Source organism: Lactococcus hircilactis, from assembly GCF_009601015.1.
Lineage (GTDB): Bacteria > Bacillota > Bacilli > Lactobacillales > Streptococcaceae > Lactococcus > Lactococcus hircilactis.
On the sequence record NZ_WITJ01000004.1, the window covers coordinates 58,789 to 85,573 of the forward strand.

General features: G+C 34.0%; 21 protein-coding genes. 1 reads left to right on the forward strand and 20 read right to left on the reverse strand.

Annotated elements, in window-relative coordinates:
• Positions 1-32 precede the first annotated feature (32 nt).
• The 9 genes from GHI93_RS03350 to GHI93_RS03390 form a co-directional block, all read right to left on the reverse strand.
• The gene (locus GHI93_RS03350) at positions 33-1,271 is read right to left on the reverse strand and encodes an FtsW/RodA/SpoVE family cell cycle protein (protein WP_153495598.1); all 1,239 of its coding nucleotides are present in this window, start codon (positions 1,269-1,271) and stop codon (positions 33-35) included.
• 177 nt (positions 1,272-1,448) lie between these two features.
• A complete protein-coding gene (rpmG, locus tag GHI93_RS03355) occupies positions 1,449-1,595 on the reverse strand; it encodes a 50S ribosomal protein L33 (protein ID WP_153495600.1) in 147 nt (48 codons plus the stop codon).
• Between the two features lies 1 nt (position 1,596).
• Positions 1,597-2,817: a multidrug efflux MFS transporter gene (locus GHI93_RS03360; protein ID WP_484496931.1), complete on the reverse strand. Its 1,221-nt coding sequence runs from the start codon at positions 2,815-2,817 to the stop codon at positions 1,597-1,599.
• Between the two features lie 27 nt (positions 2,818-2,844).
• Positions 2,845-3,447, reverse strand: a complete 603-nt coding sequence (coaE, locus tag GHI93_RS03365; protein ID WP_153495602.1) for a dephospho-CoA kinase — start codon at positions 3,445-3,447, stop codon at positions 2,845-2,847.
• 136 nt (positions 3,448-3,583) lie between these two features.
• On the reverse strand, positions 3,584-5,950 hold the full coding sequence (gene pflB, locus GHI93_RS03370; protein WP_153495604.1) for a formate C-acetyltransferase: 2,367 nt from the start codon (positions 5,948-5,950) through the stop codon (positions 3,584-3,586).
• Between the two features lie 259 nt (positions 5,951-6,209).
• A complete protein-coding gene (locus GHI93_RS03375; protein WP_170272378.1) occupies positions 6,210-7,127 on the reverse strand; it encodes a magnesium transporter CorA family protein in 918 nt (305 codons plus the stop codon).
• Between the two features lie 102 nt (positions 7,128-7,229).
• Positions 7,230-8,123 carry a class C sortase gene (locus tag GHI93_RS03380; protein WP_246177006.1) on the reverse strand — a complete coding sequence of 298 codons (894 nt, stop codon included), beginning with the start codon at positions 8,121-8,123 and terminating at the stop codon, positions 7,230-7,232.
• 87 nt (positions 8,124-8,210) lie between these two features.
• On the reverse strand, positions 8,211-9,722 hold the full coding sequence (locus GHI93_RS03385; protein WP_246177007.1) for a SpaH/EbpB family LPXTG-anchored major pilin: 1,512 nt from the start codon (positions 9,720-9,722) through the stop codon (positions 8,211-8,213).
• Between the two features lie 107 nt (positions 9,723-9,829).
• On the reverse strand, positions 9,830-12,706 hold the full coding sequence (locus GHI93_RS03390; RefSeq protein WP_153495609.1) for a SpaA isopeptide-forming pilin-related protein: 2,877 nt from the start codon (positions 12,704-12,706) through the stop codon (positions 9,830-9,832).
• A 268-nt stretch (positions 12,707-12,974) separates the two neighbouring features.
• Here GHI93_RS03390 and GHI93_RS03395 point away from each other — a divergent pair, with 268 nt between their 5' ends.
• Positions 12,975-13,898: an LCP family protein gene (locus tag GHI93_RS03395; protein ID WP_153495611.1), complete on the forward strand. Its 924-nt coding sequence runs from the start codon at positions 12,975-12,977 to the stop codon at positions 13,896-13,898.
• A gap of 183 nt (positions 13,899-14,081) precedes the next feature.
• Here the strand turns inward: GHI93_RS03395 and wecB are convergent, their stop codons facing one another.
• From wecB to GHI93_RS03450, 11 genes are all read right to left on the reverse strand, one after another.
• The gene (gene wecB / locus GHI93_RS03400; RefSeq protein WP_153495613.1) at positions 14,082-15,182 is read right to left on the reverse strand and encodes a non-hydrolyzing UDP-N-acetylglucosamine 2-epimerase; all 1,101 of its coding nucleotides are present in this window, start codon (positions 15,180-15,182) and stop codon (positions 14,082-14,084) included.
• Between the two features lie 92 nt (positions 15,183-15,274).
• Positions 15,275-16,384, reverse strand: coding sequence for a glycosyl hydrolase family 8 (locus tag GHI93_RS03405; RefSeq protein ID WP_153495615.1), 1,110 nt, complete (start codon positions 16,382-16,384; stop codon positions 15,275-15,277).
• A gap of 12 nt (positions 16,385-16,396) precedes the next feature.
• Positions 16,397-17,713, reverse strand: a complete 1,317-nt coding sequence (locus GHI93_RS03410) for a glycosyltransferase family 2 protein (protein ID WP_153495617.1) — start codon at positions 17,711-17,713, stop codon at positions 16,397-16,399.
• 147 nt (positions 17,714-17,860) lie between these two features.
• Complete coding sequence (locus tag GHI93_RS03415; RefSeq protein WP_153495619.1) at positions 17,861-18,742, reverse strand: hypothetical protein; 882 nt, start codon at positions 18,740-18,742, stop codon at positions 17,861-17,863.
• 219 nt (positions 18,743-18,961) lie between these two features.
• Positions 18,962-19,870, reverse strand: a complete 909-nt coding sequence (locus tag GHI93_RS03420) for a phosphodiester glycosidase family protein (RefSeq protein ID WP_153495621.1) — start codon at positions 19,868-19,870, stop codon at positions 18,962-18,964.
• Between the two features lie 43 nt (positions 19,871-19,913).
• Complete coding sequence (locus tag GHI93_RS03425; RefSeq protein WP_246177008.1) at positions 19,914-21,794, reverse strand: flippase; 1,881 nt, start codon at positions 21,792-21,794, stop codon at positions 19,914-19,916.
• Between the two features lie 13 nt (positions 21,795-21,807).
• Positions 21,808-22,938 carry a UDP-galactopyranose mutase gene (glf, locus tag GHI93_RS03430; RefSeq protein WP_153495623.1) on the reverse strand — a complete coding sequence of 377 codons (1,131 nt, stop codon included), beginning with the start codon at positions 22,936-22,938 and terminating at the stop codon, positions 21,808-21,810.
• Positions 22,939-22,943: 5 nt separating this feature from the next.
• Positions 22,944-23,969: an alcohol dehydrogenase catalytic domain-containing protein gene (locus GHI93_RS03435; protein ID WP_153495625.1), complete on the reverse strand. Its 1,026-nt coding sequence runs from the start codon at positions 23,967-23,969 to the stop codon at positions 22,944-22,946.
• A 1-nt stretch (position 23,970) separates the two neighbouring features.
• Positions 23,971-24,687: an IspD/TarI family cytidylyltransferase gene (locus GHI93_RS03440; protein ID WP_153495627.1), complete on the reverse strand. Its 717-nt coding sequence runs from the start codon at positions 24,685-24,687 to the stop codon at positions 23,971-23,973.
• A 22-nt stretch (positions 24,688-24,709) separates the two neighbouring features.
• Positions 24,710-26,020, reverse strand: coding sequence for an O-antigen polymerase (locus GHI93_RS03445; RefSeq protein WP_153495629.1), 1,311 nt, complete (start codon positions 26,018-26,020; stop codon positions 24,710-24,712).
• A gap of 14 nt (positions 26,021-26,034) precedes the next feature.
• Positions 26,035-26,784: a DUF4422 domain-containing protein gene (locus GHI93_RS03450; RefSeq protein WP_153495631.1), complete on the reverse strand. Its 750-nt coding sequence runs from the start codon at positions 26,782-26,784 to the stop codon at positions 26,035-26,037.
• Between the last annotated feature and the right edge of the window lies 1 nt (position 26,785).

The window sequence follows — 26,785 nt, forward strand, 5'->3', positions numbered from 1 at the left end:
ATACTCTGCCAATGACAGAGTATCTTTTATGCTCAAATCGAATCATTTTGATCCGCTTGAGTGAAATATTGATTCGAAAGTTCACTAATTTCTCGCCGCTTCTCATCTGCAGAAATATTAAGAACAAAAGCGACACCTAAAGATAAGACAAAGAAAGAAGATCCCCCTTGAGAGACAAACGGGAATGTGACCCCCGTCTCAGGAATCACACCAATTGCTCCGCCAACATTGACTAAAACTTGAAGCAACAATAACGAGGCAATCCCAATCGCAATCAAACTGTTAAACGGATTTTTAGCACGGATTCCCACAGTCAACATTCGACCAATCAAAAAGAATAGAACGCCAAGCACTAAAATCCCTCCAATAATCCCTAATTCTTCTACAATAATTGGAAAAACAAAGTCTGTCGTCGCTTCTGGTAAAAATCCATTTTTTTGGATGGAATTCCCTAATCCTCGACCCAACCATCCTCCATTTACAACCGCATAATAAGAATTCGCAAGTTGATGACCTGACTTGGCAAGATCAGTAAATGGATTGACATAAGCCCTAAATCTGGCATTGACATAAGAGCCAGGAATTAAATTACCACCCGTTGCAAATAAAACACCGATAATTCCCAAAATAAACACTAAAAATATTTTTCCATAACCACTAAACCAGCGCCATGAAATTCCACTTGCCCCCACCATAATTAGCACAAGCCCTGTCAAAATAATCGTATTTCCCAAATCGGGCATAATCAACTCAATCACAATTAAAGATAAAATCGGGAGTCTCCACCCACCAATCAAACGTTGTGTGATCGATTTTCCTTTAAATACTTCTCTAATATCATAATTTTGAATCTCCTCTTGTTTTTCTGAAAAAACAGAAGAAAGATACCAAACCACAAAGATTTTAGCAATTTCAACAGGCTGGATCGTCCCAAATCCCGGAATGATGATCCATCCATGTGCACCATTTAAAGGTCGGAAAACAAAACGTGCCGCAAGCATTGCTAAAATCAACACCACCATCACAAAACCTAGAATTTTTTTACTCTTTAATGCCCCTAATTTCAAGCGAAAAATAACGGCAATTGCAACAAAACTCAACAGCATAAACGCTGTTTGATTGATCACCTGAGTGTAAGGAGGATAGCCATGTATCAGCTGATAAGGCACCGTCGTTGAAAAAACCATGATAATTCCAATTGCAGAAAGCAACAAATAAGGAACTAAAATGGAGTAGTTTAAAAAATTACCTTTTTTTAATCCGTCTTTCATTTTTCTCTCAAATTCATTTTTTTAATTTAAATTTACAGTCTAATCGTGTTTCAATTTATTGTTTCCCTACATTATATCATTTTTTTAATCATAATTTAGTCATTTAACATTTTTATCCAGAAAAGTTCAACATTTCTCGACCACATCACAAACACAAAAAAGAGGAAAATTCCTCTTTTAAACTTCACGATGGAGCGTAACCATCCGCTCCTTTGGACAAAATTTCATTGTTTCAACCTTTTCAGGATGATTTGCTTTATTTTTACTACTGATATAATTTTTATTGCCACACGAAGTACAACGTAATGTAATTTTCACTCTCATTTTAAAGGATACTCCGTTGATGTAAAAATGGACGGAAATTGATGAACGACCAAATAAAGTTAAGTGCAACAAACAAACTCGTCACAATAATTGCCAAACGATAAGAATAAAGTCCTGCCACCGCAGATCCAATTAATGGCCCTGCGACAACCCCAAAATTTGAACACATTTGGCTGTATGCAAATATTCGTGAAACCCCTTCTTTTGGCGTGATTTTAGCCAATAATGAATTCACAGACGGCATTAATGCTCCTGTCCCAAAACCAAGTAAAAATCTCAATAATCCCAATTGAAGAGGTGTATGGACAAATGCCATAGGCAAATAAACCGCAAAACTAAAAAGTAAACCAAGTAAAATCAACCGATGAGAACCATATTTATCCCCAATTTTTCCCAGCGTTGAAGCAGATAACATCGCAGAAAGTCCAACCGCCGAAACAATCAACCCAGAAATAAACATCAAATTATTCGTTGAAGAAGACAATGTTTTAATATACAACGTCACAAAAGGCTCAATTGATTGAGAAGAAATTTGCAAAATAAAGCACGTAATCATCAGTCCCACCAAAACATGCTTATTTGACACTTGATTAATGACCTCTTTTGTCGAAAGCATATCTTTTTTAGCAATCGGTTCAAAATTTTCATGGACAAGAAAAACAGTCAAAACCGCATCCACAAAAAGGAGCACACCAACGATGATAAACACATTACTCATCCCAAACCACTGTGCCATCAAACCACCTGCAGATGGTCCAATTAAAGTTCCCGTCACCATAGCCGTTGAAAGCAGACCTAAAGCATAACCTGATTTATCTTTTGGCGCTTGAGAAGCAATCATTGCAGTAGCATTCGGAATAAAACCTGAGAAAAATCCCATCAATAATCTCAATCCAATTAACCAAAAAACTCCCATCTTCCCAAAAAGTGGAGAAATCGCAATAAATCCCATTGTGAGTGACATTGCAAAAGAAGCGCGCACCATCATCGGTTTTCTTCCGTACTCATCCGCAAGCTTTCCCCAAAATGGAGCCACTAATCCCGAAGCTAAAGCACTAGAAGCAAACGCAATTCCTGAATAAAACGTCGCCGCTGATCCCGTAACTCCCAAATGTTGAATATATAATGGCAAAAAGGGCATGACCAATGAAAAAGACGATCCCACAATAAAACAACCAATCCATGTAATCCACAAATTAGTTTGCCAGTTCACTTTTTTAATTTTTTTCGTTTTCGTTTTTCTTCCTCTTTAATGACTTTCTAAATCCAGTAAATACTGTTCTACTATTTTTCTTGTTTCTAAGATTGTTCCTGAGCTATCAATGATTCGCGTGGCTTTCTTCTTCTTTTCTTTAAGAGACATCTGAGCAGCTATTCTTAACCTTGCCTCACTTCTTGAGAGATGATCTCTTTGCATCACCCGCTCCAGTTGTATTTCATGATCCACAGCAACCAACCAAACTTCATCAAACCCATCATAATTTTGCTCAAATAATAAAGGAATATCCATAAAAACAATCCCTTCCTCTGGCATTATTTTTAAAAGATCAGATTTTCGACGATAAATCTCTTCTCGAATCGTTTGATTTTGAAGTTCTGCCAATTTTTGACGTGCTGCTTCATCTGAAAAAATGAATTTCCCCAGTTTTTGACGATCAAGCACCCCAGAAGACTCAAAAAAGCGTGGACCAAAGGTCTTTAAAATGCGTTGCGCCAATTTTCCTCCAGGTTCTTGTAATTCACGCACGACCTTATCCGCATCAATCACGAAATACCCCTTGGAACTCAAAAAATCAACGACTGTTGACTTTCCACTTGCAATTCCCCCAGTTAATCCAATTACTTTACTCATACCTCTTATTATAACAAAAAATAGACAACATGTACTTTCTAAAAATCAATTGTATCGCTATTTTTTTCAACCGTATTTATTACAAAAAAATAAGCCTCTATGCTTAGAGACTTATTTCAATCATTTTAATGTTCAATTAGATATTTGAAGTGTGCATTACTTCATCGTCTTCGTCTTGTGAAAGCACTTCGTGGAAGACACGTTGAGTCAACTCAGTTTTTTGTTCTGGAGTCAAATATTTAGTATTGACACAGTAACCAGAGATACGAACGATAACATCTTCACCATTCATGATCTTGTCATAAACATCTTTAAGATCCATAACGTTCAAGTTGACGTGTTGTCCAGCAAACTCAGTACCAGCAATCAAAGCACCTGGAGTGAAGTAACCATCAAGGATTTGAACCAAGTTATCCACTTGTTCATCACGAGTTTTACCAAGTGCACGTGGAGAAACTTGAGTAGTCAAAGAGATTCCATCATTTGCATCTTTGAAGTCCAATTTAGCCAATGAACGGAGGTTTTGCAACCATCCACCTTGAGCTTTGTTAGATGGGTTAGCACCTGGGCTAAAGAATTCAAGTTTAGATTTATTTACTGTACCATCTTCATTGAGGAAGACACCTTTGTGAACTGGTGAATTACCTGTTTGTTTAGAGTATGCAACGTTTGAAGTAATCGTCAAAAGTGAAACTGTAGCTTCTGCACCTTTATAAAGTTTGTGTGAAGCCAATTTTTCATGGTACATCTTCATCACAAGTTTAGCGATATCATCAACACGATCATCATCTTCACCATAACGTGGGAAGTCACCTTCTACTTCATAATCATAAACATAGCCATTTTCATCACGAAGTGTTTTCACTTTAGCATATTTGATTGCTGAAAGTGAATCAACAGTATTTGCGAAACCACAGATACCAAATCCCATATTGATACCAACACGGGTTGGCAAGAATGCCATTTGAACAGCTTCGTAGTTATATTTATCTGTCATATAGTGAATGATATTCATTGCGTCAACATAAGTATCCGTCAACCAATTCAATGATTTATCAAAGTTTTCCATTACTTCATCGTATTCAAGATATTCAGAAGAAATACCATCAATATCAAATACTTTGTAATCTTTGTGAACATCATCATATCCACCATTAATACCAGTCAACATTGCTTTAAGCACGTTAACACGAGCACCGAAGAATTGGATATTGTGACGTGCATTTTCAGATTCTGGATCAAGTGGAGATACACAACAAGAGATACATGACATTTCACCATAACCATCTTTAGCCATTGTTTCAACACCTTCGTATTGGATAGAAGAGTGTTTGTGACTCATAGACATTGCATAGTGTTTGAATGAATAAGGAAGTTTAGAATCCCACAAAACAGTCAAGTTTGGTTCTGGAGCATTACCAATTGTATCAAGCGTATTCAAGAAACGGTAGTCCATCTTAGTAACACGGTGACGTCCGTCATTCCCCATACCAGCCATAGATGTTGTGATGAATGTTGGGTCACCAGAATAAAGTTCATCATAAGCAGCAGCACGAGCGAATTTCATTGTACGAAGTTTCAAAACGAAATCATCCGTGAATTCTTGGATTTCTTGTTCAGTGAATGTACCACGAGCTAGGTCACGTTCAGCATAGATGTCAAGAACGATTGGCACACGTCCAAGTGAAGTTGCAGCACCATTAATCACACGACATACAGCCATATATGCGATATTAACCCATTGGATTGCTTCTTTTACGTTCATTGCTGGACGCGTCACATCAAGACCATACAATTTACCAAAGTTTACAACTTGTTGCAAAGCTTCATACTGCATGTGAATTTCTTCCTTAAGACGAATGTTTTCATCATTGATTTCAGTGATAGCATCCCATTCACGAGATTTTTCTTTCATCAAGTAATCTGCACCATAAAGTGCAAGACGAGCATAAACACCTACGATACGTCCACGTGAGTAAGCATCAGGAAGACCAGTTACAGTGTGAGCGTGACGTGCTTTACGGATTCCTGAAGTGTAAGCGCGGAAGATTCCGTCATTAACAGATGTCATAGTTTGTGATAAAACATTGTGCAATTCAGGATCAACTGAAAGACCATGTTCAGTCAAGATTTTTTCAGCAACACGAAGGCCACCTCTTGGCATAAAGTTCAAACGGTAAAGTTCTTTGTTTTGCATACCATAGATAAGTTCAAGTTCCTTATCATTAGCATCAACATATCCAGCAGGAATTTTATCGATAGATGTTACAACATCAGTATCAAATGGGAAACCTACTTCTTCATAGTGGTTGCGTGTGTCTTCAATGATTTTTTTAACTTTAAGTGTGCGTTCAGTTGGTCCTTCGAGGAAGCTTTCGTCTCCATCGTAAGGGGTGTAGTTTGCTTGAACAAAACGTGATACACTAGCTTTATCACGCCAGTCAGCGCCTTTGAAGCCTTCCCAGGCTTGGTCGAATAATTCTGATGTTACTTCAGTTTTCATTTTGAAAATCTCCTTTGATTTCAACATCTGAACTTCTGTTTCAGATTATGATTTAATTATATCATACAGATTTGCGATTTCAAGCCAAAAACAAGAATAAAAGCACTTTCTTTGCTAGTACAGTTCAATTTATTTTATTATCTGTTACATATTTTGACCGTTTTTTTAAATAGAACTAAAAAAGTTCATTTTCATTAACGATAAATAAACTTTTCTCACATTTTTAATGACTCCTCTTTTATACGAAAACTTTTTAGTATCAAATCATATCTTTTTTGCGAAGCAATCTAACCACAAGAACACTGACCACAATTGTCACAACTAAAATCAGCCAAACCATCCAATGAAATGTCTGTCCTGGAATCGGCACATTAATCCCATAAAATCCAAAAATTGCTGCAGGAATCCCTAAGACAAATGTCGCAGATGTCATGATTTTCATGACAATATTTAAATTATTACTCACGATATTTGAAAATAAATCACGTAAATTTTCAAGTAATTTGAGTTGAATTTTTGTTTCAGTGTAAGCTTGATCCATTTCTACAAAAACATCATAGATTTTATCCGCAAAACCATCCTCATCCTCCTTGCGCAAATAATCAATAAATTTTTGGATAACCTTTCGATTATTGGATAACGCATCTTCAAAATAAATCAAACTCGCTTGAATTGCAATTAAATCCACAATCTGATCATTTTTTGTAGAATTTTTAATCCCAACCTCTAACTTTCTTCTTCTCGCTCTAAAATCCTTTAGGTATATATGAAACACATGTGTCAATTGATACATAATCTGAAAAACCAATTGATGCTTATAGCGTTTGAAGTCATAATTTCGATCAAAAATTTCAGTATTTTCAATCTCATGATTCAAAGCGAGTACAACAGATTCATTTTTCGTCCAAATCAAAGAATAAGGAAAAGTCGCCACCTCGCCATAGTTAGATTCTGAAGGATATTGTAACAAAATCAAATTATTATCATTTTCATCCGTTTCAAACCGCGCATTCTCATAATCATCAAGAATCCCACCCAAATAATCAAAAGGAAAATCAAAATATTTTGAAACTCTCCCTATTTCCTCACGATTCGGATTGAGAACATAAGTAAAATTTTTCATTTCATCTGTTGATACCAGCTTCTTTGTTTCAGACAATTCATAGTTTTTTATCATTTTTACTCATTTCTTTTCTTGCAGTGTTTGCTTTAATTATAACACAAATCACTTCTCATCTTTACCATCAAAAAAACCCCTCAGGGCTTTTTAGTAGAGATGCTATTCTCTTATTTTGGATTTAAATAATATCCTCCAAAAAATGTAAATTATAAATAGAACTAAAACGAGCAATAAAAATGAATATAACATGATCCGTTTGAATTGGTATTGCTTCGTTGCATTGATTTGCTGATTCAATTTTTCTCCAACATAAGGAACTCTGTATCCAGTGACTAAAAGTCGATGCGTATTAATCATATAAGGGGTACAAGTAACCAAAGTCACTTGATCAAGATGCCGATCAATTTTTAAACTGTCCAGCTCATTAGGCAAAACGGTTTTAAAATTATTAATTTGATAGGCCAGTTTTTTTCCTTCAACTTGAATATAAAAGACGTCCCCTTTTTTCAATTTATTCAGATCAGTAAATAACTTTTTTTCTGGCACACCAGTATGTCCCGTAATAACAGAGTGCGTTCCAATTCCTCCGATTGGAAAAGAGCTGCCTTGTAAAACTGTTGCTCCTTCGTCAAGAAATGCATCATTTGTTTCATCAAATAAAGGTAAGCTTACCTTTATTGCGGGAATAAAAATCGCACCTATGATATGCTTTTTTACATTGTCTTTATTTGCTAATTCTGATTTTTTTGATTCCGAAGCAAATGGATCTTTTACTGTTCCCATTCCCGGAATGTTCGTAAGTTCATTATTCTCTAATAATTTTTTATTTTCTATTTTTAATTTATTTAGCCGATTTTCTTGTTCTTGTTTTGATAAGTCATTATACTCTTTCTTATAATTATCAATGACTGCTTGATCATGTAAACCATTAATCGCATCCGATAAAAAAGGATAAGCAAAAGTCATTAATCCAGAAACGAATAAGACGACCATAATGATTTTTATAGCAATCGTTTTATGGACGCCTGTTTTTTTAGACTTTTCGTTTTTCATATTTCCCCCTTTTATCACCATTACCGAACCGATCTTTTATTAAATAAAACTGGGTTCTTCCCCAGCTTTATTTATTTTGTAAAAATTTTATGCTTGTTTTTTAGATTTTTTATACCAAACTAAGGCAGAAGTCATCATAATCACACCAAGAATCAAGAAACCATAGATTCCTGCGCCACCTGTAGAAGGAAGAAGTCCTTTTGGTGTGTTCTTAACATCTAATTCAGATTTGCCATATTTTCCGTGTTCTACCGTAAATTTGATTGTTCCATCTTTTAGTTGTACGTAGTTATTTGAAGGTGCTTTAGTTTCATTAAGTACGTAATCCCCATTTGTAAGTCCAATTACATTGAATGATCCATCATTTCCAGAAACAATTTTTGTTGCTTGATCTTTTGAGACCCACGAATCAAAGACATATTCACCTTTTGAGTTTTGACCACTAAATTTTGCAAATTTTGATTGATCACTATTAGCCACGACAAACTCTGCCCCAGATAAGTTTTTTCCAGTTTGAGCATCCTTTTTGATAAATTTGTAACCACCAGTACCTACAGGAGTTGGAGGGGTGATTTGTTGTTCAGGCGAATTATTAATTTGGACACTCGCTTTGTTACTTTGTAAATTATCCGGATTCACATCTGCCGTCAATTTCATATTATAAGTTAATTGTATTTTTTTACCAGCCAATGCTTTAACATTATCACTGTTCAGATGTAAATTAACCGTGAATCCACCATTTACATAAGCAATATCATAATCCCCTGAAGTTCCATTTCCCGCAGTCAAACTTCCCACAGTCACTGTATTGTTAACGAGTGCAAGTCCATCAGATGGTTTATCAAAAATCGAATATTTATTAACAGCATTTGCATCACCAATATTAGCAGGAATGTTAACGGTCAAAGTATAGTTTAAAACATCGCCTGTTGTCACATTAGCAAAAGACTGATCTCCAACAGTTACCTTACTAAATGATCCAACATTTGTAAATTCTTTTGTATCTTTAGATGTAACGTTTTTAGGATAAAGTTGAATGTCTTGATTTAGTGTGTCAGTAGGTTGTTGTTGTTTATCTAAAGTGTAAATCGGCATTGCCAACACAATAGGAGCTGACAATTTTGTAACTGTAATATTGTCAGGGGTTTTAGTTTCAAGGAAAAGATAAACGTTATATTGTCCTGATTTATTCTTTACTGACAAATCATTGAATAAAGCCTGTCCTTGCCCAGCAGTGGTAACTGATTCAATTTTTGTTGCATCATTTGGAGCAACTTGACTTGCGTCTGCTTGAATTTGGCTAATGGCTGCTTGTTGGCTCTTATTAGCAATATAGTTATAATATTGACTTGTAACATCATAAAGCGTAAATTCAGATCCATTTAATGGTGTAGCTGAACCGTCAAAGTTCATTTTTGCACCTGTATTTTGGAAATCAGTTGGTGCATTATCATTCCAAATCAGTTTATTTAAGGTCACATTAACCTTTGTAGAGTCATCAATCGTGTCATCCGCAAAAGCAGATGAAATTGGGGCAACAATAGCTATCAACGCTAGCAATAACGTCATTACTAATTTTAATAATTTTTCTTTTTTCATTTTATTCTCCATTTTTGAGTGAGTGAGTGAGTGAGTGATTTTTACATTGTGCTTCGTTTTAAGGTGTGTCTCTATCTCCTTTCAAAATCAATCTATAAAAGATCATCTTAATTTTTCCTTATTATTAATAAATAATATGCTCCAACAATAATAAACAAAATCAATAAAGCACTACCAACAATCCAATAAACAATTGGACCGTTTCCTCCTGTGGTTGGAAGGGTTCCTATCTGATGATTTTTGATGTTTAGCGCTATCGTATGATTATTTGAGACAACTGCTTTTCCATCAATTTCCACTTTACCATTTGGCAAGACGGTGATCAGTATTGAATTTTTCAGAAGTACATATCCACTCGGTGCTTTTACTTCCGTCAAACTGTACTGTCCTGCAATAAGATTTTGATATGTAAAAAGTACCCCAGAAGCATCAATCGATCCTATAATTTCTTTTCCATTGGAATCTGTCAACTTAAATTGAGCCCCTGCTAATCCTCTTCCATTATCATCTGTTTTATTTATCTTCAGTGTGAAGGGAACAAATTGCTTGCTGTTTTTATAAGTCGTCTCGTCAAGTGCTGTTGCCGTGTACCCTGGAACCCGAGACTCACTCTTGATCGAATAGGTAAAGGTTTGTCCATTTGTATTGTATTTTGGTAGCCAAAGCGTTTGAGGATCTCCTGCTTTAGCAGAGAGTTGTGTGACATTATTCTTTTGCCAAGTATCTGTATCATTTGTCCCTGAGACATCAATAAATCCTGATGTCCAAGTACTATTTAGTGTAGTATCACTTCTTTTTATTTCAAATGTCACTTTTTGGGGCCGTCCAGATTTATCCCCATCATATTCTTCCCAAATTTTCTTTAAATTGAGTTGTGTTCCTTCTCCTTTAGCAGATGGAATTGCAAAATCAACTTTATTATTTGGACTGTTACTATTCGGGGTGAAGGTCGTCCGTCCATTCATCTGGTACCATTTTTCTGGTACAAAATCACTAGTCTCAGTATTGAGTTGCACTTGATAATGAAATTGTAATTCCTGTCCTTTACCGAGATTAATATTGGAGACGTTAATCTGATTTTCAGACATTTGAGCACTCGGTAAGTTAGTGAGCTGTGTTCCCCCAACACTTGTAACTTCTACTTTTGTATCTTTATATTTAAATTGAGAACCTAAAGGATCAGAAATACTGCCATTAACAACAGTATTGAAACTACTCACAACATCTTTTGCTTGATCCTCTAAATATTTTTGAACTTGCGATACACTATCTGCATCTTGATACAGATTTGGGGAAGCCAACAACTTCATCTTATCTCTTACTTGACTCTGCGTAAGGTATGGTTGCTGATAGCCGTTTACACCCCCATCCATCCCCAATTGGATCCCTAGAGCTCGAATTTCAATATTTTGCTTAATGATATTTGATTCACCTAATGTAGCAGCCCATGTATCCTTTATTAGATTGCCTGAAGCGTAATATGGAGATGGACTCCAATAATTATTAAATTGCGAAGTGTTTCCTGGACTATCTATACGATCTGTTTCAAATTGTGTTCCATATACCACTCCGTTAATTTTTTGTGATTCTTTTACTGCATAGCTGAAGGTTGGAACACCATCTGTTAAAAGAATCATCGTTTTCGGATTACTGCTTGTATCATTTTTAAGCATTTCAGCACCTTTTCGGATTCCGAGTTGAGTAAATGTTCCTCCGTAAAATGTTGTTTGTAGCTTTTGATTTATCGTTGTAATTTGCGATGAATTTTCTAAATTATTGATTGGAATAGTAAAGTAACCAGCTTTTCCTGTTGCACCTTCTCCAGGACTTGAAAATCCTACCACCCCAACATTCACATATTTTCCAATGCCAGCATTTTGAATAGATTTTAAAAAATTTTCTACTCCACTTCTTACTGCTCCTGCTCGGTCACTATTTGTCGAATTATTCGAAGGTTCCATTGATCCTGACATATCTACAACGAGTACAATGTCAACAGGTTTTATCGTTTTTTGTTCATTTCCTCTTACATTAAGATAAACATCATAGAGACCTTTAGTTGTTGTTTCTCTTGCATATTTTCGGATAGCAAAATCTGCATTGGCTCCTGCTGCGCCATACTCAATATATGAGTTTGTTTTATTTCCAGGATCTCCATTCCAACTCTTGACACCATCCCAATTATTTGATCCATAAATCCGTCCTTGATGATTGATGACTGTTGTATTACCACTTGGTGTCCAGCTTGGTAAAGGATAACTTCCATTATCATCTGCATAGCTTGGAGAAACGTTCGTATATTGTGTTGAGGTTAAGAGATTGTTTACTACAAAATTATTTGAAGTTGCTGTTGTTGCCTTGGATTCAGCAAGTAAATTGGAATTTGACGGTTCATTTTGGGTTGCTTTTCCAACACTCTTTGACACTGTGCTTTTCGAAATCGATTGTTCAGAAGATACGGATGGAGCTTTCGTATCTTGAAGTTCCTTTTTAAACTGCAACAGATCTTTTGCTTTGCTCTCTGAGTCACTAAGAATGTTCGGTGTGATTGAATCGTGTCCTTCATTCACTACTTGTGAACTCAATTCCAATTTCACTAATAATTTAGAAATGGACTTGCCTGAAGAAATTTTTAAGTTTCCATTATCAGTCTTTAAAAATTTTAAACTTTCTACACTATCATCTTTTACAGTAAAATTTCGTGCTTGTTCAATTTCTATTGCTTGATCGTGATCAAATTGAAATTTCAAACTCAATTTAGAGTCATCTTTAGTATCAGCAAACTGATAAGAGATATTCCACGTGTAAGAATTTTTATTTTCAATGACAGTATAAGAAATTTTTAACTTATCCTGATTGATCAACTCAATACGCTTTGGAGGTTCGCCTAATGATTCTGCTATAACTTTTGAGCTCCCCAAAAAACCAGAAACTACGTGTAGTAACAAAATCATTAATAAAACTATATTAAACGTCTTTTTCATTAATCTCTCCTTTCTAATATGTTTTAATTTTCATTTAAAATTACGCACATTTCATTATAGCAAATAATATTTATTTATGCACTATTTTTTTACTTTTAAATATTTAATTTTTCTTTTTTTACATATAAATTAATTTTGAAATATTGTGTTTGATTTTTTTGTGCTTTTTTAGTAGAAATGAAAAGAGATTAACTATTTAATTATTTATTTACACTGATTTATGATATAATTTAAAGGATAAAAATTGTATCATAGAAAGGATATTCCTTTGAATAAAAAAAGACACCATCATCATACGAGTGGAAAGCGACATCATCATCTTAAAAAACATTTGGGACTCAAGATTTTTCTTGGTATTGTGGTCTTGCTGTTAGTTGTTGCGGGTGCAGTGGGTTACAGTGTTTATAGTTCTGTCAACTCTACTTTTAAGAGTTCTTATGAAAAAATGCCTTTGACTACTGCTACTGATCTTAAAAAATCTAATGCTTTTACGACGCTTTTAATTGAAACAGGGACGTTAAATAATCAAAAAGCATGTTTTGCGACTGTCCTTACTGCTACAAACAAGGCAACAAATCAGGCAACATTTTTAAATATTCCAGTTTCTGATGTGCTTCCTAATCAAGAAACCATCAATTCTATCTATGCTTCTGGTGGTGAAAAAGGTGTGATTCAATACGTTAAATCTACTTTTGGAGTTGATATTAATAAGGTTGTAAATGTTAATATTGATAAGATTGGGACGTTTATTGAAGCAACTGGTGGCATTAGTTTACAAAATCCAAAAGCCTTTGTTTCAAATGGCTATGAATTTAAGCAAGGAACGATTCATCTTGTGACCGCTGAGCAAGTGCAAGCTTATATTTCTAAAGTTGATCATTCTGATATCAATGCTGCCATTACTCGGATACAAAATGTTTCTATGGGACTTTATAGCAATCTTCAAGAAGTCGCTCATGTTAAAAAAATAAAATCTGTTAATTATTATCGTCAGCTGCTCTATGCTTATACTGAAACTGTCAGGACAAATATTGATTTTGGTGAATTTAAATCCATTGTCCTAAATTATAATAAGGCTTTGCAAAACACAAGCAAGCTTAACCTTCACGCCTCAACAGTCAATAATATTAAGGTGATTCCTCAAAGTGAAATTGATAGTAATAAAAAATTATTTGCTGAAGCACTGAAATAAAAACGCGATTCAAAGTAAAACAAAGTTTAAAAACTTTGTTTTTTCTGTTTATTTTAGTGAATTGCAAAACGTGTTTTAAGTGATAAAATATGCAAAAAAAGTGAAACACTGTTCACTTTTTTACATATGATTTTTCGTTTTTTGACCTTTGAATGTCTTTATTGATCGGATGATTTTGAAATCTTATTTTTGGGCAGCTAATACTTCTAATATTCTCTCGCTTGCATGGCCATCACCATAAGGATTTGATGCTTTTAACATCTTTTTGTACTCCTTATCGTCTGATAACAACGTGTTTGCTGCTATGAATACACTCTCTTCATCTGTCCCTGCCAATTTGAGCGTGCCAGCTTCAACTCCTTCTGGACGTTCAGTCGTATCTCTTAACACCAAAACTGGAACGCCTAATGATGGTGCTTCTTCTTGAACCCCACCAGAATCTGTCATGATTAAGAAACTCCGTTTTGCAAAATTTTGAAAATCTACCACATCGAGTGGTTCAATCAAATGGATTTGCTCTGATTCAATTAGAATTTTCTGTGCGATTTGACGTACTTTGGGATTTTTATGGATCGGAAATAAAATTTCTACATCTTTATATTTTTCAACAATGCGATTGATTGCTCGGAAAACATTTTCCATCGGAATTCCTAAATTTTCACGCCGATGCATTGTGACTAATACAATTCTTTTTCCTTTCAGGCGCTCTAACAATTCGTTTGAGTAATGATTTGAGATTGTATAGTTCATTGCATCAATCGCTGTATTTCCTGTGACGAAAATCGCATTTTCGGGATGATTTTCTTTGATGAGATTTTCTTTACTTTTTTCAGTCGGAGCAAAATATAAGTCTGCAAGGACGTCTGTCACTTGTCGATTCATCTCTTCAGGAAATGGAGATAATTTATTCCATGTTCTTAATCCTGCTTCGACATGTCCAATTGGGATTTGGTGGTAAAAAGCTGCAATTGATGCCGCAAACGTTGTTGTTGTATCCCCATGAACAAGGACAATATCTGGACGGATTTGCATAAATACTGCATTTAATTCTTTCATTACTCTTGTCGTAATATCCGATAGTGTTTGTCCATCTTTCATAATATTGAGGTCGTAATCAGGTTTAATCTTGAAAATATCTAATACTTGGTCCAACATTTGTCTGTGTTGTGCTGTCACGACCACTATTGATTGAAAGCGATCATCTTCTTCCATCTTTTTTATTAACGGAGCCATTTTTATTGCTTCTGGTCTTGTCCCAAAAATAGTCATTATTTTTTTTGTCATTTTTATCTCATTTCTGATTTAGGTCAATCTTTAATCAAGGCCGCTATGAATCATGAATAATAGAGTCTCAAGAGTTATAAATTCGTCACTTTTTAATACAGTTTAAGTAACACCATTGTTTTTAAGGTGTCGCCATAGTAATCTTTTCCATTCAACGGATGTTCGAAAACCCATCTCTGAGAAGCATACAATCCCGTGTAGTTTTTTTGGTTGTTTGTGGCATAAAGAATTGGCGCTGAATAACTAGCAGATTGATTATCAACTAATTTTTTTCCAGTCAAGGTATAGCCGCCTCTGATAACGGGTTGTTTTTGGAAAAAGGTTAACATTTTGTTTAGTGCTTTTTCTACTTTTTTATCTTTAGAATCTGATAGTCTTAATGGAATTCGAGCTGCATTATACGAATAATCCCCATCGTACTTTCCTGAAATTTCTTTTGGTTTTACTGGGGTTATTTGGTTGCCTTTTACCCAAGCAAAGTCAGGAATCAATCCTGATGCGTGTTGGTCACTTAATTCTGAAATCGCCCAAGCGGATCTTTTTTCTAATTGAGTCCAAAAATCATCGTTGGTAAATTTTGAAAATGTATTAAAGTAGGTTGGTATAATATCTGAGGGACGTAAAAGTTTGTTTTGTTTTTCATTTGGTGTTGCCCAATTGCCGACCGTAAGAAGTCCTGTTTCTGGATTATAATTATATTTTTTTATTGCATTTAATATTGCTTCTGCCGCTTTTCCATAGTGATATTCTGAATTTGGCCAAAGCCGCTGTGCTAAAATTAAAGCATAAGCGATATCTAAATCTCCATCCGTTGCATTATTTTTATCAACAGATATCCAACCCTTTGAGGTTTCATGTTGTTTCCACATCATCAATGGTATATTTTCACTGATCGTATGATCTTTATAATAGTTAAATAGGCGAGAAAATTGTGCTTCACTCGCAAATCCTTTTTGGGCAGCAAGTGCTGTTATCACCATTCCATAACCTTGACTCTCTGATAAAGCAGTAGGATGATCTTCATCTCCAGTATTAACATAAGTTCCTTTTATGGATTGGATTACATAATTTCTATACCATGCTTTATAGGTTGTTGCTTGTAAGTTTTTTTTATTTGAAGAGATAGAAAAAATAATTAAGACGACATACGCTATTATAATGGCAGTTATAAAGAGATATTTTCTGATGAGACTTTTCGACATTTTTCTTACTTTCTAGTTTGAAAATCGTTGTGTTTTATACCATTTTGTTCCATCTCTTTTGAAAATTTTATCAAACATCAAAGAAAAGAATGCACTTGTTGCCACTACAATAAAGAGCTGTGAATAAGTAAAGTACGAAACAATGGAATAGATCAAATTTATTGTGGTTGCTTGCCCGTATTGGCTCACTAATGCAACGTTAATTTGAAGGATATAAATAAAGAACATGAGCGCCCAATTTACTAAAAGGAGAGCTGCTATTTTTCTATTGGATGATGCAAATGCAAATGGGATGATCATTTGTGGGATAAATAATTTGATGATTTGAGCAATTAAATTGACAACAAATAAAAAATTTGAGACGAGAATCGCCGCGTTAAACCAAAAAAATGTACTCGTGTAATAAAGAACTTCTAACTTAATTCTCCAGTTGCTTTTAAAATTAAAGAGATGATGAAAATTTTCTAGGATTACTTCGTAGTTTCCTTTTGCCCATCGTTTTCTTTGATAATAGTACGCTTTTAGACTTTCTGGTTCTTGTTGGAATGCTTCTGATTTTGGGGCTAATGCTATTAATTTGTTTTGCTGCATGATTTTGAAAGAAATTGCGGTATCCTCAGTTAATGCACCATTGTCCCATCCACCGATTGATCTGACAAAATCTGTTTTTATGATAAAATTTGTTCCTGGAATTCTTCCGATTTTAAATAAATTCCAAAGTCCTACGTGATGGATTCTTTGTGTGGTTACAATTTCTAAGTTGATGCAGCGTGTCAAAAAGTTCTGACGATAATTTCTTGTTTTATTTCTTCCAAAGACTGCTGCAAAATCTTTTTCATTCTCTAAAGATTTTGCAATTAAAAAGTAAAGTGCATCTTCTTGTGGCATGGCGTCCGCATCATAAACGCAAATCCATTCTCCTGTGGCTTTAGCGAGCATATCATTGAGCACACCAGCTTTCCCACCTTTTCCTGTTCGTTTGATGACTTTGATATCTAGTGCTTTCGATTTATTTCTTTTGATTATTTCATTTGCCACTTCAAACGTTTTATCTGAGCAATTATCTGCCACGATTCTGATTTCTAAGGATTCTTTGGGATAATCTAGTGCCATCAAAGCAGTGACGGTGTCTTGAATGACTAATTCTTCATTGTGTGCTGGCACAACAATTGTAACTTTGGGGTATTTCTCCAATTTTTCTTTTTTCATTGGAGAAACATCTTTTATTCCTTTTATTAATGCTACAACCGCTCCGAATAAGATAACAAGCGTAATCAGAATAGACATCCAAATCGATATCAGTGCAAAAATTACGGTCACTTCACTCATAATCACTCCTTCTTTTATAGTTGGCACTTACTAGAATATTTATAATAATGAGACAGATCAATAAAATCAGTGTGGCTACTGCAAAAAGTATCGTGATGATTTCGCTAAAATTAATAAAAAAGCTGAATAAATTTTCCATTGGTGCTCCTAAATGTACTCTACTGCCAAATCTGTCTCAGCTCTTCGATATAAATAATGAAGGACTTGATCTGCTGTTAACGTTGTTTTTCGTGTGATGAAACATTCACTTTGTCTAATCGTAATGCCTTGTACGATATTTGTTTTAAAAAATAGTGTGTTGAGACTCTCTTTTGTGATTTTATTTCTATCTAAAATGCTTTTTCGCTCTTGCTCATTATCATAAATGATGGAAAGGACAACAAACGCTCCTTTTTTCATATAAAAGAAAAGTTCTTCTGGATTTCGCTTGTCTAGCAAAACTTTTCCCATGTCTCGAATGAGCTGATCCGTTGATTCTTTGCTTCTATAAAAGTATTGATCATAAAAATCAACATAGAAAAGACTTGCAACAACGACTCGAGAATCCGCATGATTCACATTAGAAAGGCTGGAAATAAATTCTGGATATTTACTGAAAAAAGACTCTACTGTACGATAACCTGTCAATGGATCTCTATATTTGAGGTATCCTCTAATGTCATCTTCACGGAAAGATAATAATTTTCTAATATAAACCGACTTTTTCATATAATATGCGATTGTAGCATAAACGGGAATCACAACGATTAAAAATAACTTAAAATTTGTCGGCATGATAATTGGCTCAAAAAATAAGAGAAACGCCCCCAAAAATATGACAATGATACTGGAAGACAATAACATAAAGGAGGTGCTTAATAATCCTAGAATCAGACCTAGAAAGGTCAATAAAACGGAAACATAAAAAATATCTCCACTTAAGATGTTATAGAAGACTAACTCTTGAATCAGATACATCGTTAATGTGAAGGAGACTACCATTTCTAGGGAGATTTTATTTTCTAATTGACTCAATAAACTTTTTTTCATCACTTTTTCTTTCTATAAAATAACATAAAAATCACTATTATTAATTTAATCAGTGGTATAATAAAAAATTAAACAACATATATTAATTATATAGCTAGTGTTACGAATATACAACACATTTATTAGATTTTATCTAAATTTTTAATGTTAATTGTTACACATCAATGTCTTTTCTTTACAAAATAAAAAAACTATCATTTGATAGCTTTTTTGATTTTTTTATTTTATGACGATGTAGTCTGGGACTGCACGGTCGTCTTGGCTTGGGACGATTGTTTTTCCGTTTAGGGAAAGTTGACTTGATCCTCCGCTGTCAAGGAGAAGCATATTTTCTAAGTTGAGTGATGCTACAGACTTCATAATATTCTCATATCCTGCGTTGGTGTCGCTTAGGATAACATAGAGATTATTGGCTTTATCATTGGCGATAAAAGCATGAATCTCCCAATTGACAGAGCCATCACTAGGTAAGACTTGTCCATCTCTTATCAAAGCTGCTCCAAAGTCATAGCTTTGTGCGCCACCGTTTTGGATGATGGTGCTCGCGGGTGTTTTTGAGTCGTATATCTTGCACGTTCCATCTTTGTTGATGACAAAGGCATACTGTAACGTTGTGCTTTGGCTCCAGTCTTGAAAAAGTTTGCCATTATTGATCTGAAATCCTGCGACTTGACCTGTGGACATATTAAAGGCTGAGGCGTTCATGATGAGTGTGTTAGGATATTTTGCTACGACATCCGCCATGCGCATGCGCTGATCGGTTAGGTTTGTTGCCGTTTTTAAGACTTGTCCGTTATTGATCCGATAGATGGTTACGCCGTTGTTTGAGAGGTCTGTGAACTTTTCTTTATTTTGTTTGGAAGGAACTTTGACCCACTCTGGTGTTCCGATATCACTCACTAAATCCCAGCTCCCTGTGGCTGGCTTGACTGCTGGCGCTTCTACATAACCGTCTTTTTTTGAAGTTTTTTTCGGCTGGTCACCCGCACTTGACGACTGCGTTGTTTTTGTTGGTTTTGAGGTTAGTGAATCTTTGAGAAAATAGCCTCCAATTCCCAGAATGATGAGTAAGATGACTACTGGAATGATCCAAAATTTACTTTTTTTCTTTTTGTTTTTCCGTTCCATGATTGTGCCTTTCTTGCTGTTCCTTGCTTTTTACTTGACAAAGTTATTCGCCTAATTCATTTTTAAACCATTCTTTTAGCTCTTTTGGGGAGTGCTCTTCTTGTGCAATTTTCTCCATTTTTGATACAAGGATATTTAAACCTTGAGCGAATTGATATAATTGCTTTTGGTCTTGAACTTTAAGATACTCTCTTTTTTTGCTCATCATTATACTAAGCTCAGCGATGAAATCTGATAGTCTTATTATATCATTTTTGTTTAACTCATCATTAAATGTTACATTTTTTAGTGTGTTCTCAAAATTATTAAGAGTTGTCAAAAAGTTCGCATGAGATAATCTTTCTTTTTCATCGACCTCTTGAAAAAGAATGTCAAATTGATCAATCGAAGCTTCAATCGTATCTAATGGGTGTTCGAGAATTTCTTGGTCTTGATCTATGCGGATATGATTTCCTGACACCCGATTCTGCATTTTTCCTAAAAGATCTGATGCCATAAGCCATAGCTGTGTTTTTAATAAGATGTTAGAGAGGATATAGATGAGAATTCCTACGACAATTTGGAGTATCAGCTGAATCATTGTCATTTTAAATGATTGATTCATCCAAAAAACGACGACAAACATCAATAGACCTGAGATAAAATATTTCCAAAGTCCACCAAATAAATCACTGAATGAAAACTCTTTTCTGATTGAAAAATATTGGTAAGCTGTAACTGCAAATTCAGATATCACAGTCGCTACCGTTGCTCCAATCACTCCAAATAACGGTATCAAAGCAAAATTTATTATGATATTTAATACTGCACCAAAGGTTACTGATAAGGTAAAAGCTCTCATTCTGTTGAGTGGAAGGAGGTATTGAATACCAAATACATTACTCATTGGAATAAAGATGATGATGGGGGCTTCTAGCATCATTATCACTCCGACCATCTCAAAGGATTTTCCAAAAAAGAATGGTGCAAAGTGTAGTGCAATCCCTAGAATTCCAAAAAAGATACCAAATGAAATCCCTGTTGCGATATTAAATGTTTTTACAATCGATGCTCTGATTCCTTTCATGTTTCCTTCTGAGTGCATACTTGCAATACGAGGTAACATGACGACACCTATGGTTCCAATCACGGATAATGCCATCTTTATTATTGTGTCTGCTTGTTGGTAAAATCCGGCATGTGTGACAGAATCCATAAGTCCAATCATGGATTTATTTGCTACGAGATAAATCTGGGTAGCGATTGTTGGGATAAATAAGATGATTGTGTAATGTAGATGTTTTTTTAAGTTGAGGTGTCTTAAATTTGGCTTATTAATCTCATGTCTGAGGTAGGGCCATAAAGATAAGCTTCCTAGTAAACTCCCAATCCCCATGATTGCAACATAGATTGGTAAATCATTATGATTTCTTACAAAAATAAAAATAGAAATAACGGTTAAAATTTTTATGATGAAATTTCTGGTTACAGTAACTTTGAACTTTTCTCGTCCCATAAAGTACCATGAAACATCAAAAAGGCTTGCCAAAATCAGTAAACTTTGCCAAATATAGATATTCTGATACTCATGTGTGAGCAAGATAAAGCAAAAAAATGCAATAAAGGAGAAGGCTGCTGTAATCCAACTTAAAAAATTGATTCCCCAAAATATTTGACTTCTCTTATATTTATCATTTTGATGATAAGCAATCTCTCTATTGCCGTAAGTCGCTGTCCCTAATACTGCAAATAATATAAAATATTGAACATTTGCTCCAGTAAATGCGTATATTCCAACACCATGTGCGCCAATGACACGAGAAATATAAGGAGCTGTGATCAGGGGCAAGATAATCAAAAGTAACTGATATGAACTGTTTAATATAAAATTTTTAATTAATTTCATCTTATTGATACGATAAAAATCATGAATTGTATTATTCATGAATTTATCTTTTTTATTCCTTAAATTCTTTTTCGACAGCTTTTAATGCCGCGCCAAACACTTGATCCATATCATAATATTGATAATTTCCAAGTCTTCCACCAAAAATAACGTTATCGACTTTATTCGCTTCTGATTTATATTTTTTAAATAGATCTGAATTTTTGGCATCATTGACAGGATAATAAGCCTCTTTTGATCTGTCCCAATCTTGAGGATATTCCTTGGTCAAGATGGTAAAGCCATCATCTGCTTTTTTATCAAAATGTCGCCACTCCATCACGCGCGTGAATGGTGTTTCGGCATCTGTATAGTTAATCACTGCATTTCCTTGCTCATTGTCATTTTCGAAAGTTTCAGACTCAAATCTAACTGAGCGATACTCTAATTCTCCAAACTGATAGTCAAAGAACTGGTCGATCATCCCTGTGTAGATCACTCGTGGAAATTCTTTTAAATAGGTTTCTTTATCTTCAAAGAAATCTGTATTTAACTGAACATCAATCAAATCTGATGCTAACATTTTATCAAAAATTGCTGTGTAACCATCTACTGGAACTCCTTGATAGCGATGGTTAAAGTAATTATTGTCATAAATGTATCGCACTGGGAGACGACGAATAATGAATGCAGGTAATTCTGTAGCTTTACGTCCCCATTGCTTTTCTGTATAGCCTTTAATCAACTTGGTGTATATATCTGTCCCAATCAAAGAAATGGCTTGTTCTTCTAAATTTTGTGGTGTTTTTGATATTCCAGCTGCTTGACGTTGTTGCGCAATTTTCTCTTGTGCTTCTTTGGGTGTTTTGACTCCCCACATCTGGTAAAATGTGTTCATGTTAAAGGGAAGGTTATATCGCTCTCCTTTATAATCCGCAACAACTTGGTTAATGTAGCCGTTAAATTCAGTAAATTGGTTAACATAATCCCATACTTCTTTATTATCTGTATGAAAAATATGCGCTCCAAAGTCATGGACATTGATTCCGTGTTCTTTGTGTGTTGCCATGTTTCCACCGATTGATGGGCGACGTTCAATAATTAATGATCGTTTTCCACGCTTTGCTGCTTCGTATGCAAAGATAGAACCATAAGGGCCTGCACCAACAATCAAGTAGTCGTATTTTTTTGTGTTATATTTCATCTTTTTTAAATTCTCCACTCCATCACAGCTTTCCCCCATGAATTTGTTGCATCTGCTTCAAAAAAATCATGGATATCATTTATTGTTTCTATTTTCTTTTCGATTCCTACTAAATTTTCAAAGCGTCGTCTTGCCGCTTGATGTGTGGAAAGAAATTTGATCGTATTTTCAAAATCCTGTATTCCACTACGACTTGTACCAGAAATTATTAATCCTTTTTCCAATACTAATCGTGTATTTATTTCAATTGGATGCTCACTCACTCCCATGATTGCGATACTTCCTTGTGGTTTAATCTGGTTAATCATCTGGTCAAGTGCATATTGACTTCCTTTTCCTCCGACACACTCGAAAGCTTGAGAAATTTCTATGTTTTCAGGAACATCATCAACAGAAAATATTTCATCCGCAAAACTAAAGAAATTTAATTTATCTCTATTTTTTCCAAAAACGAATAATTTAGATTCTGGAAGCATTGCTTTGATGAGTGTGGATACTATGTACCCTAAATTTCCATCTCCCCATACTCCTATAACTTCTTTATCTTTATTCATCAATGAACTCAAACGAGAGATACTATGCATGGCTACTGAAATCATTTCTGTGTAGGCAGCAACATTCATTGGTACGTCATCAAGAACTCTAACAAGTCTGTCTGTTGTCGTAAAAACATATTCCTGCATTAATCCATCAAAGCCTGATGAGCGAAACTTAGAAGTAGGCAAGTAATTTTCTTGGATAGTTTCATTTGTTTCAAATGGAGTATTCGGTACAATTATTACGCGCTCCCCAGTCTTGAAATTACCTGAATAGTCTTTTACTACCTCACCTACTCCCTCATGAATCAGAGCCATTGGTAATTTTCTTTTTAGTACAGAAACATCTCTTGCTCCTGTATAATACCGCTGATCAGCATGGCAGATTGATAAATGAGTAGGGCGAACAATCACTGTATTCTCTGATGCTTTTTCATCTACTACAACTGCTTCAAACTGTTTTGGTGACACTAAACGATAAACTGTATTAAGCATTTTACTCTCCTGCTGTATGTCCTGTCAAAAGGATTGCGTTTGCTATTCTTAAATCATAAGGTGTCGTGATTTTAATATTTGAAAGTTCACCAGCAACCATCCCTACTTTTTTTCCACTTAATAAAATGATTTTTGCTGTATCAGATAATATTGCTTTTTGTTCATCCGATAATGCGGAAAAACCATCTTGAAATGCTTTAATCTTAAAACTTTGCGGAGTTTGTCCTTGATACATCTCATCGCGCACAGGAATCTCAGAAACTTCAGTCCCATCTCCACGTACAATCGTATCAAAAGCTGGAACGACTGTATCCACTGCTTCAAAATTTGATGCTGCTTTTATATTTTCATCAATGATTTTTTTTGTAATGAATGGTCTCACTGCATCATGAGCTACAATCCAATCGTCATCATTTAATCCTATATTTTTTTCAATATAATTGATTGCATTTTGAATCGTATCATTCCGCTCTTTTCCTCCCGCAATGACACGAATACGATCATCTTTTACTTTGTATTTCTCAAAAATTTCATTTGTATAATCAATCCAAGATTCTGGAATCGAAACTAAAATCATATCAAACTGGTCGTTTAATATAAATTTTTCAATGGTATGGATGATAATAGGCTTTGAGCCTAACATTAAAAATTGTTTGGGCAGTGGAACATTTCCCATCCTTTTTCCGATTCCACCCGCCATAATTTGTGCATATAACATTTATATTCCCCCTACTAAAAAACTAAAAAGTTATTGAGCTTTTATTTCTGTCCATAAAATGTTTCGATATCAAATAAAAAATAAATATTATTATTATGTATTTGATAATATTTGTTGTGATTGATTCATAAAATTTATTACTAAAAAATCCAAATATAATTGAGTATGAGAAGAATGAATATCCTGCAGCTCTCCAAAAGAATGGAATTCTTTCATTTGAATTATTATTATATAGTTCATAAGTTTTAATATAAATTAATTTATAAGTAAAGTTTACAATCAATGACATAATTGCTGTACATATTATTACTCCGATAATGCCAAAATCAATTAAATACGGGAAAATCATTGTATATACATTTCCTGTTACTTGTCCATTTACTACATTAAAGGGAAGATAAGGAATTATACTCTGAGATGAAACCCAATTTATTTGTGCAACAAATGTATATAATCCCCAACTTGTACTCTGGACAATTAATTGATGATTAACAAAAGAATTAAGATTAATTAAAGGAGCTCCAAGATAATGAGAAAGATATTCAAAAGTGTTCATAGTTGTAGCACTAGAACGACCTAAACCTCTCCCAATAGCACCAAAAATTATTGCCCCAATAACTCCAATTGCTAATGCAGATATTAAATATTTAGGATTTAAACTTCTTTTACCAGATGCAAATCTATTTTGTATTAAAAATATTATAACCATAGAAACTAAAAGATATAAACTCAGTCCTCTTGATCCTTGCATCATTCCTGATATAACGCTTATTAAAAAACTAATTAAAATGAAAATATCTATTTTTTTTCTAACTATAAAATTATTTATCCCTATAAAACCCATCCCATATCCAATATAATTATTAATATAATATGAATTGGAAGAAATTCTAGATAACTGCTGTACGCTACCTATTATCTTTGTGTCTGCATATGATGAGATTGCAGCAAATAAATTTCTCTGCCCTGTTACCTCTTTTACACCTTTAATTACTAAAAGCAAAAGAAATACTTGTGCTATTATGGTAGCGATAATAATAAAAGTAGGGATAGGAATTAATTTAAATTTAATTTTCTTTTTATTAAAAAACCTAATATATTTTCTTGAAGAAAATAAAAGAGAACAAACATAGAAAACTATCATTGATATTATAATTATTACATATGTTTTTAATGATATATTTCCCCAATCATTTGTATTTAATAGTAAATCTAACGAAGAAACAAAGAAAAAGAAGCACAGCAAAATTGACGGTGCAAGATAATCTTTTCCTTCAATATAGTAGAAAAACACAAGTAACGTCAGTAAAGAACAGCATAATAAAAAATTCATCTATATATCACCATTTACCATTCGTAATTCACATTATAAGTTTTAATTTTAATATTATTATGATGCACCCAAATATTTAATAACCGCTCACTTAAAAAACCAAAAACTCTTTGTTGATAATCTGATCTATTTTTAAAATCAATATTCTCTTCAACTTTGAAAAGAATTGAAAATAACCATTCACAATAATTATCAAATAACTTTTTATTACAAATTAGCATATTGAAACAATATACCCCTTTTCCATTCGAAAATTCTTCAAAATCAGATATGTAATCAGGAAAATCAGTAGCAATTATGTTTTTTACCACATTGTAATCTCCAAAAGGATGATCATGTTCATATTGTTCACTATTGGAAACATTTAATTTAAAATAATGTTTTTTTGGTAAGACAATTGTGTTCCCGTCTGAAATAATATCTAAAATATTTTTATCATTTATTAATTTCTCTTGTAAAAAATTTTTATGAAATATTTTTCTTGTAATTCTATTAATAAAATGGTTAAAAGGATGTACGAAATATCTTCTATAATGAACAAATCCAATATTATCAATAGTTAAGTTTTTCCAAGCCCAATAATACGCCGTTAGTTCACAATAATACTTATTTTTATCTGAAATATTATCGCCGAAATCATCTCGATAACCTTCCATATCAATATTATCTTTTTTTGGTCCAACAAGAATTGGGTAATAATTCTTCATTTTTGGTAATTCAAAATTTTTATGTGCTACTATTAACATTTTCAATTCACTATTCATA

Excerpts from the sequence above, each read along its gene's own strand:
- GHI93_RS03350 (WP_153495598.1), bottom strand. The coding sequence starts at position 1,271 with ATGAAAGACGGATTAAAAAAAGGTAATTTTTTAAACTACTCCATTTTA.
- rpmG (WP_153495600.1), bottom strand. The coding sequence starts at position 1,595 with ATGAGAGTGAAAATTACATTACGTTGTACTTCGTGTGGCAATAAAAAT.
- coaE (WP_153495602.1), bottom strand. The coding sequence starts at position 3,447 with ATGAGTAAAGTAATTGGATTAACTGGGGGAATTGCAAGTGGAAAGTCA.
- pflB (WP_153495604.1), bottom strand. The coding sequence starts at position 5,950 with ATGAAAACTGAAGTAACATCAGAATTATTCGACCAAGCCTGGGAAGGC.
- GHI93_RS03375 (WP_170272378.1), bottom strand. The coding sequence starts at position 7,127 with ATGATAAAAAACTATGAATTGTCTGAAACAAAGAAGCTGGTATCAACA.
- GHI93_RS03380 (WP_246177006.1), bottom strand. The coding sequence starts at position 8,123 with ATGAAAAACGAAAAGTCTAAAAAAACAGGCGTCCATAAAACGATTGCT.
- GHI93_RS03385 (WP_246177007.1), bottom strand. The coding sequence starts at position 9,722 with ATGAAAAAAGAAAAATTATTAAAATTAGTAATGACGTTATTGCTAGCG.
- GHI93_RS03390 (WP_153495609.1), bottom strand. The coding sequence starts at position 12,706 with ATGAAAAAGACGTTTAATATAGTTTTATTAATGATTTTGTTACTACAC.
- wecB (WP_153495613.1), bottom strand. The coding sequence starts at position 15,182 with ATGACAAAAAAAATAATGACTATTTTTGGGACAAGACCAGAAGCAATA.
- GHI93_RS03405 (WP_153495615.1), bottom strand. The coding sequence starts at position 16,384 with ATGTCGAAAAGTCTCATCAGAAAATATCTCTTTATAACTGCCATTATA.
- GHI93_RS03410 (WP_153495617.1), bottom strand. The coding sequence starts at position 17,713 with ATGAGTGAAGTGACCGTAATTTTTGCACTGATATCGATTTGGATGTCT.
- GHI93_RS03415 (WP_153495619.1), bottom strand. The coding sequence starts at position 18,742 with ATGAAAAAAAGTTTATTGAGTCAATTAGAAAATAAAATCTCCCTAGAA.
- GHI93_RS03420 (WP_153495621.1), bottom strand. The coding sequence starts at position 19,870 with ATGGAACGGAAAAACAAAAAGAAAAAAAGTAAATTTTGGATCATTCCA.
- GHI93_RS03425 (WP_246177008.1), bottom strand. The coding sequence starts at position 21,794 with ATGAATAATACAATTCATGATTTTTATCGTATCAATAAGATGAAATTA.
- glf (WP_153495623.1), bottom strand. The coding sequence starts at position 22,938 with ATGAAATATAACACAAAAAAATACGACTACTTGATTGTTGGTGCAGGC.
- GHI93_RS03435 (WP_153495625.1), bottom strand. The coding sequence starts at position 23,969 with ATGCTTAATACAGTTTATCGTTTAGTGTCACCAAAACAGTTTGAAGCA.
- GHI93_RS03440 (WP_153495627.1), bottom strand. The coding sequence starts at position 24,687 with ATGTTATATGCACAAATTATGGCGGGTGGAATCGGAAAAAGGATGGGA.
- GHI93_RS03445 (WP_153495629.1), bottom strand. The coding sequence starts at position 26,020 with ATGAATTTTTTATTATGCTGTTCTTTACTGACGTTACTTGTGTTTTTC.
- GHI93_RS03450 (WP_153495631.1), bottom strand. The coding sequence starts at position 26,784 with ATGAATAGTGAATTGAAAATGTTAATAGTAGCACATAAAAATTTTGAA.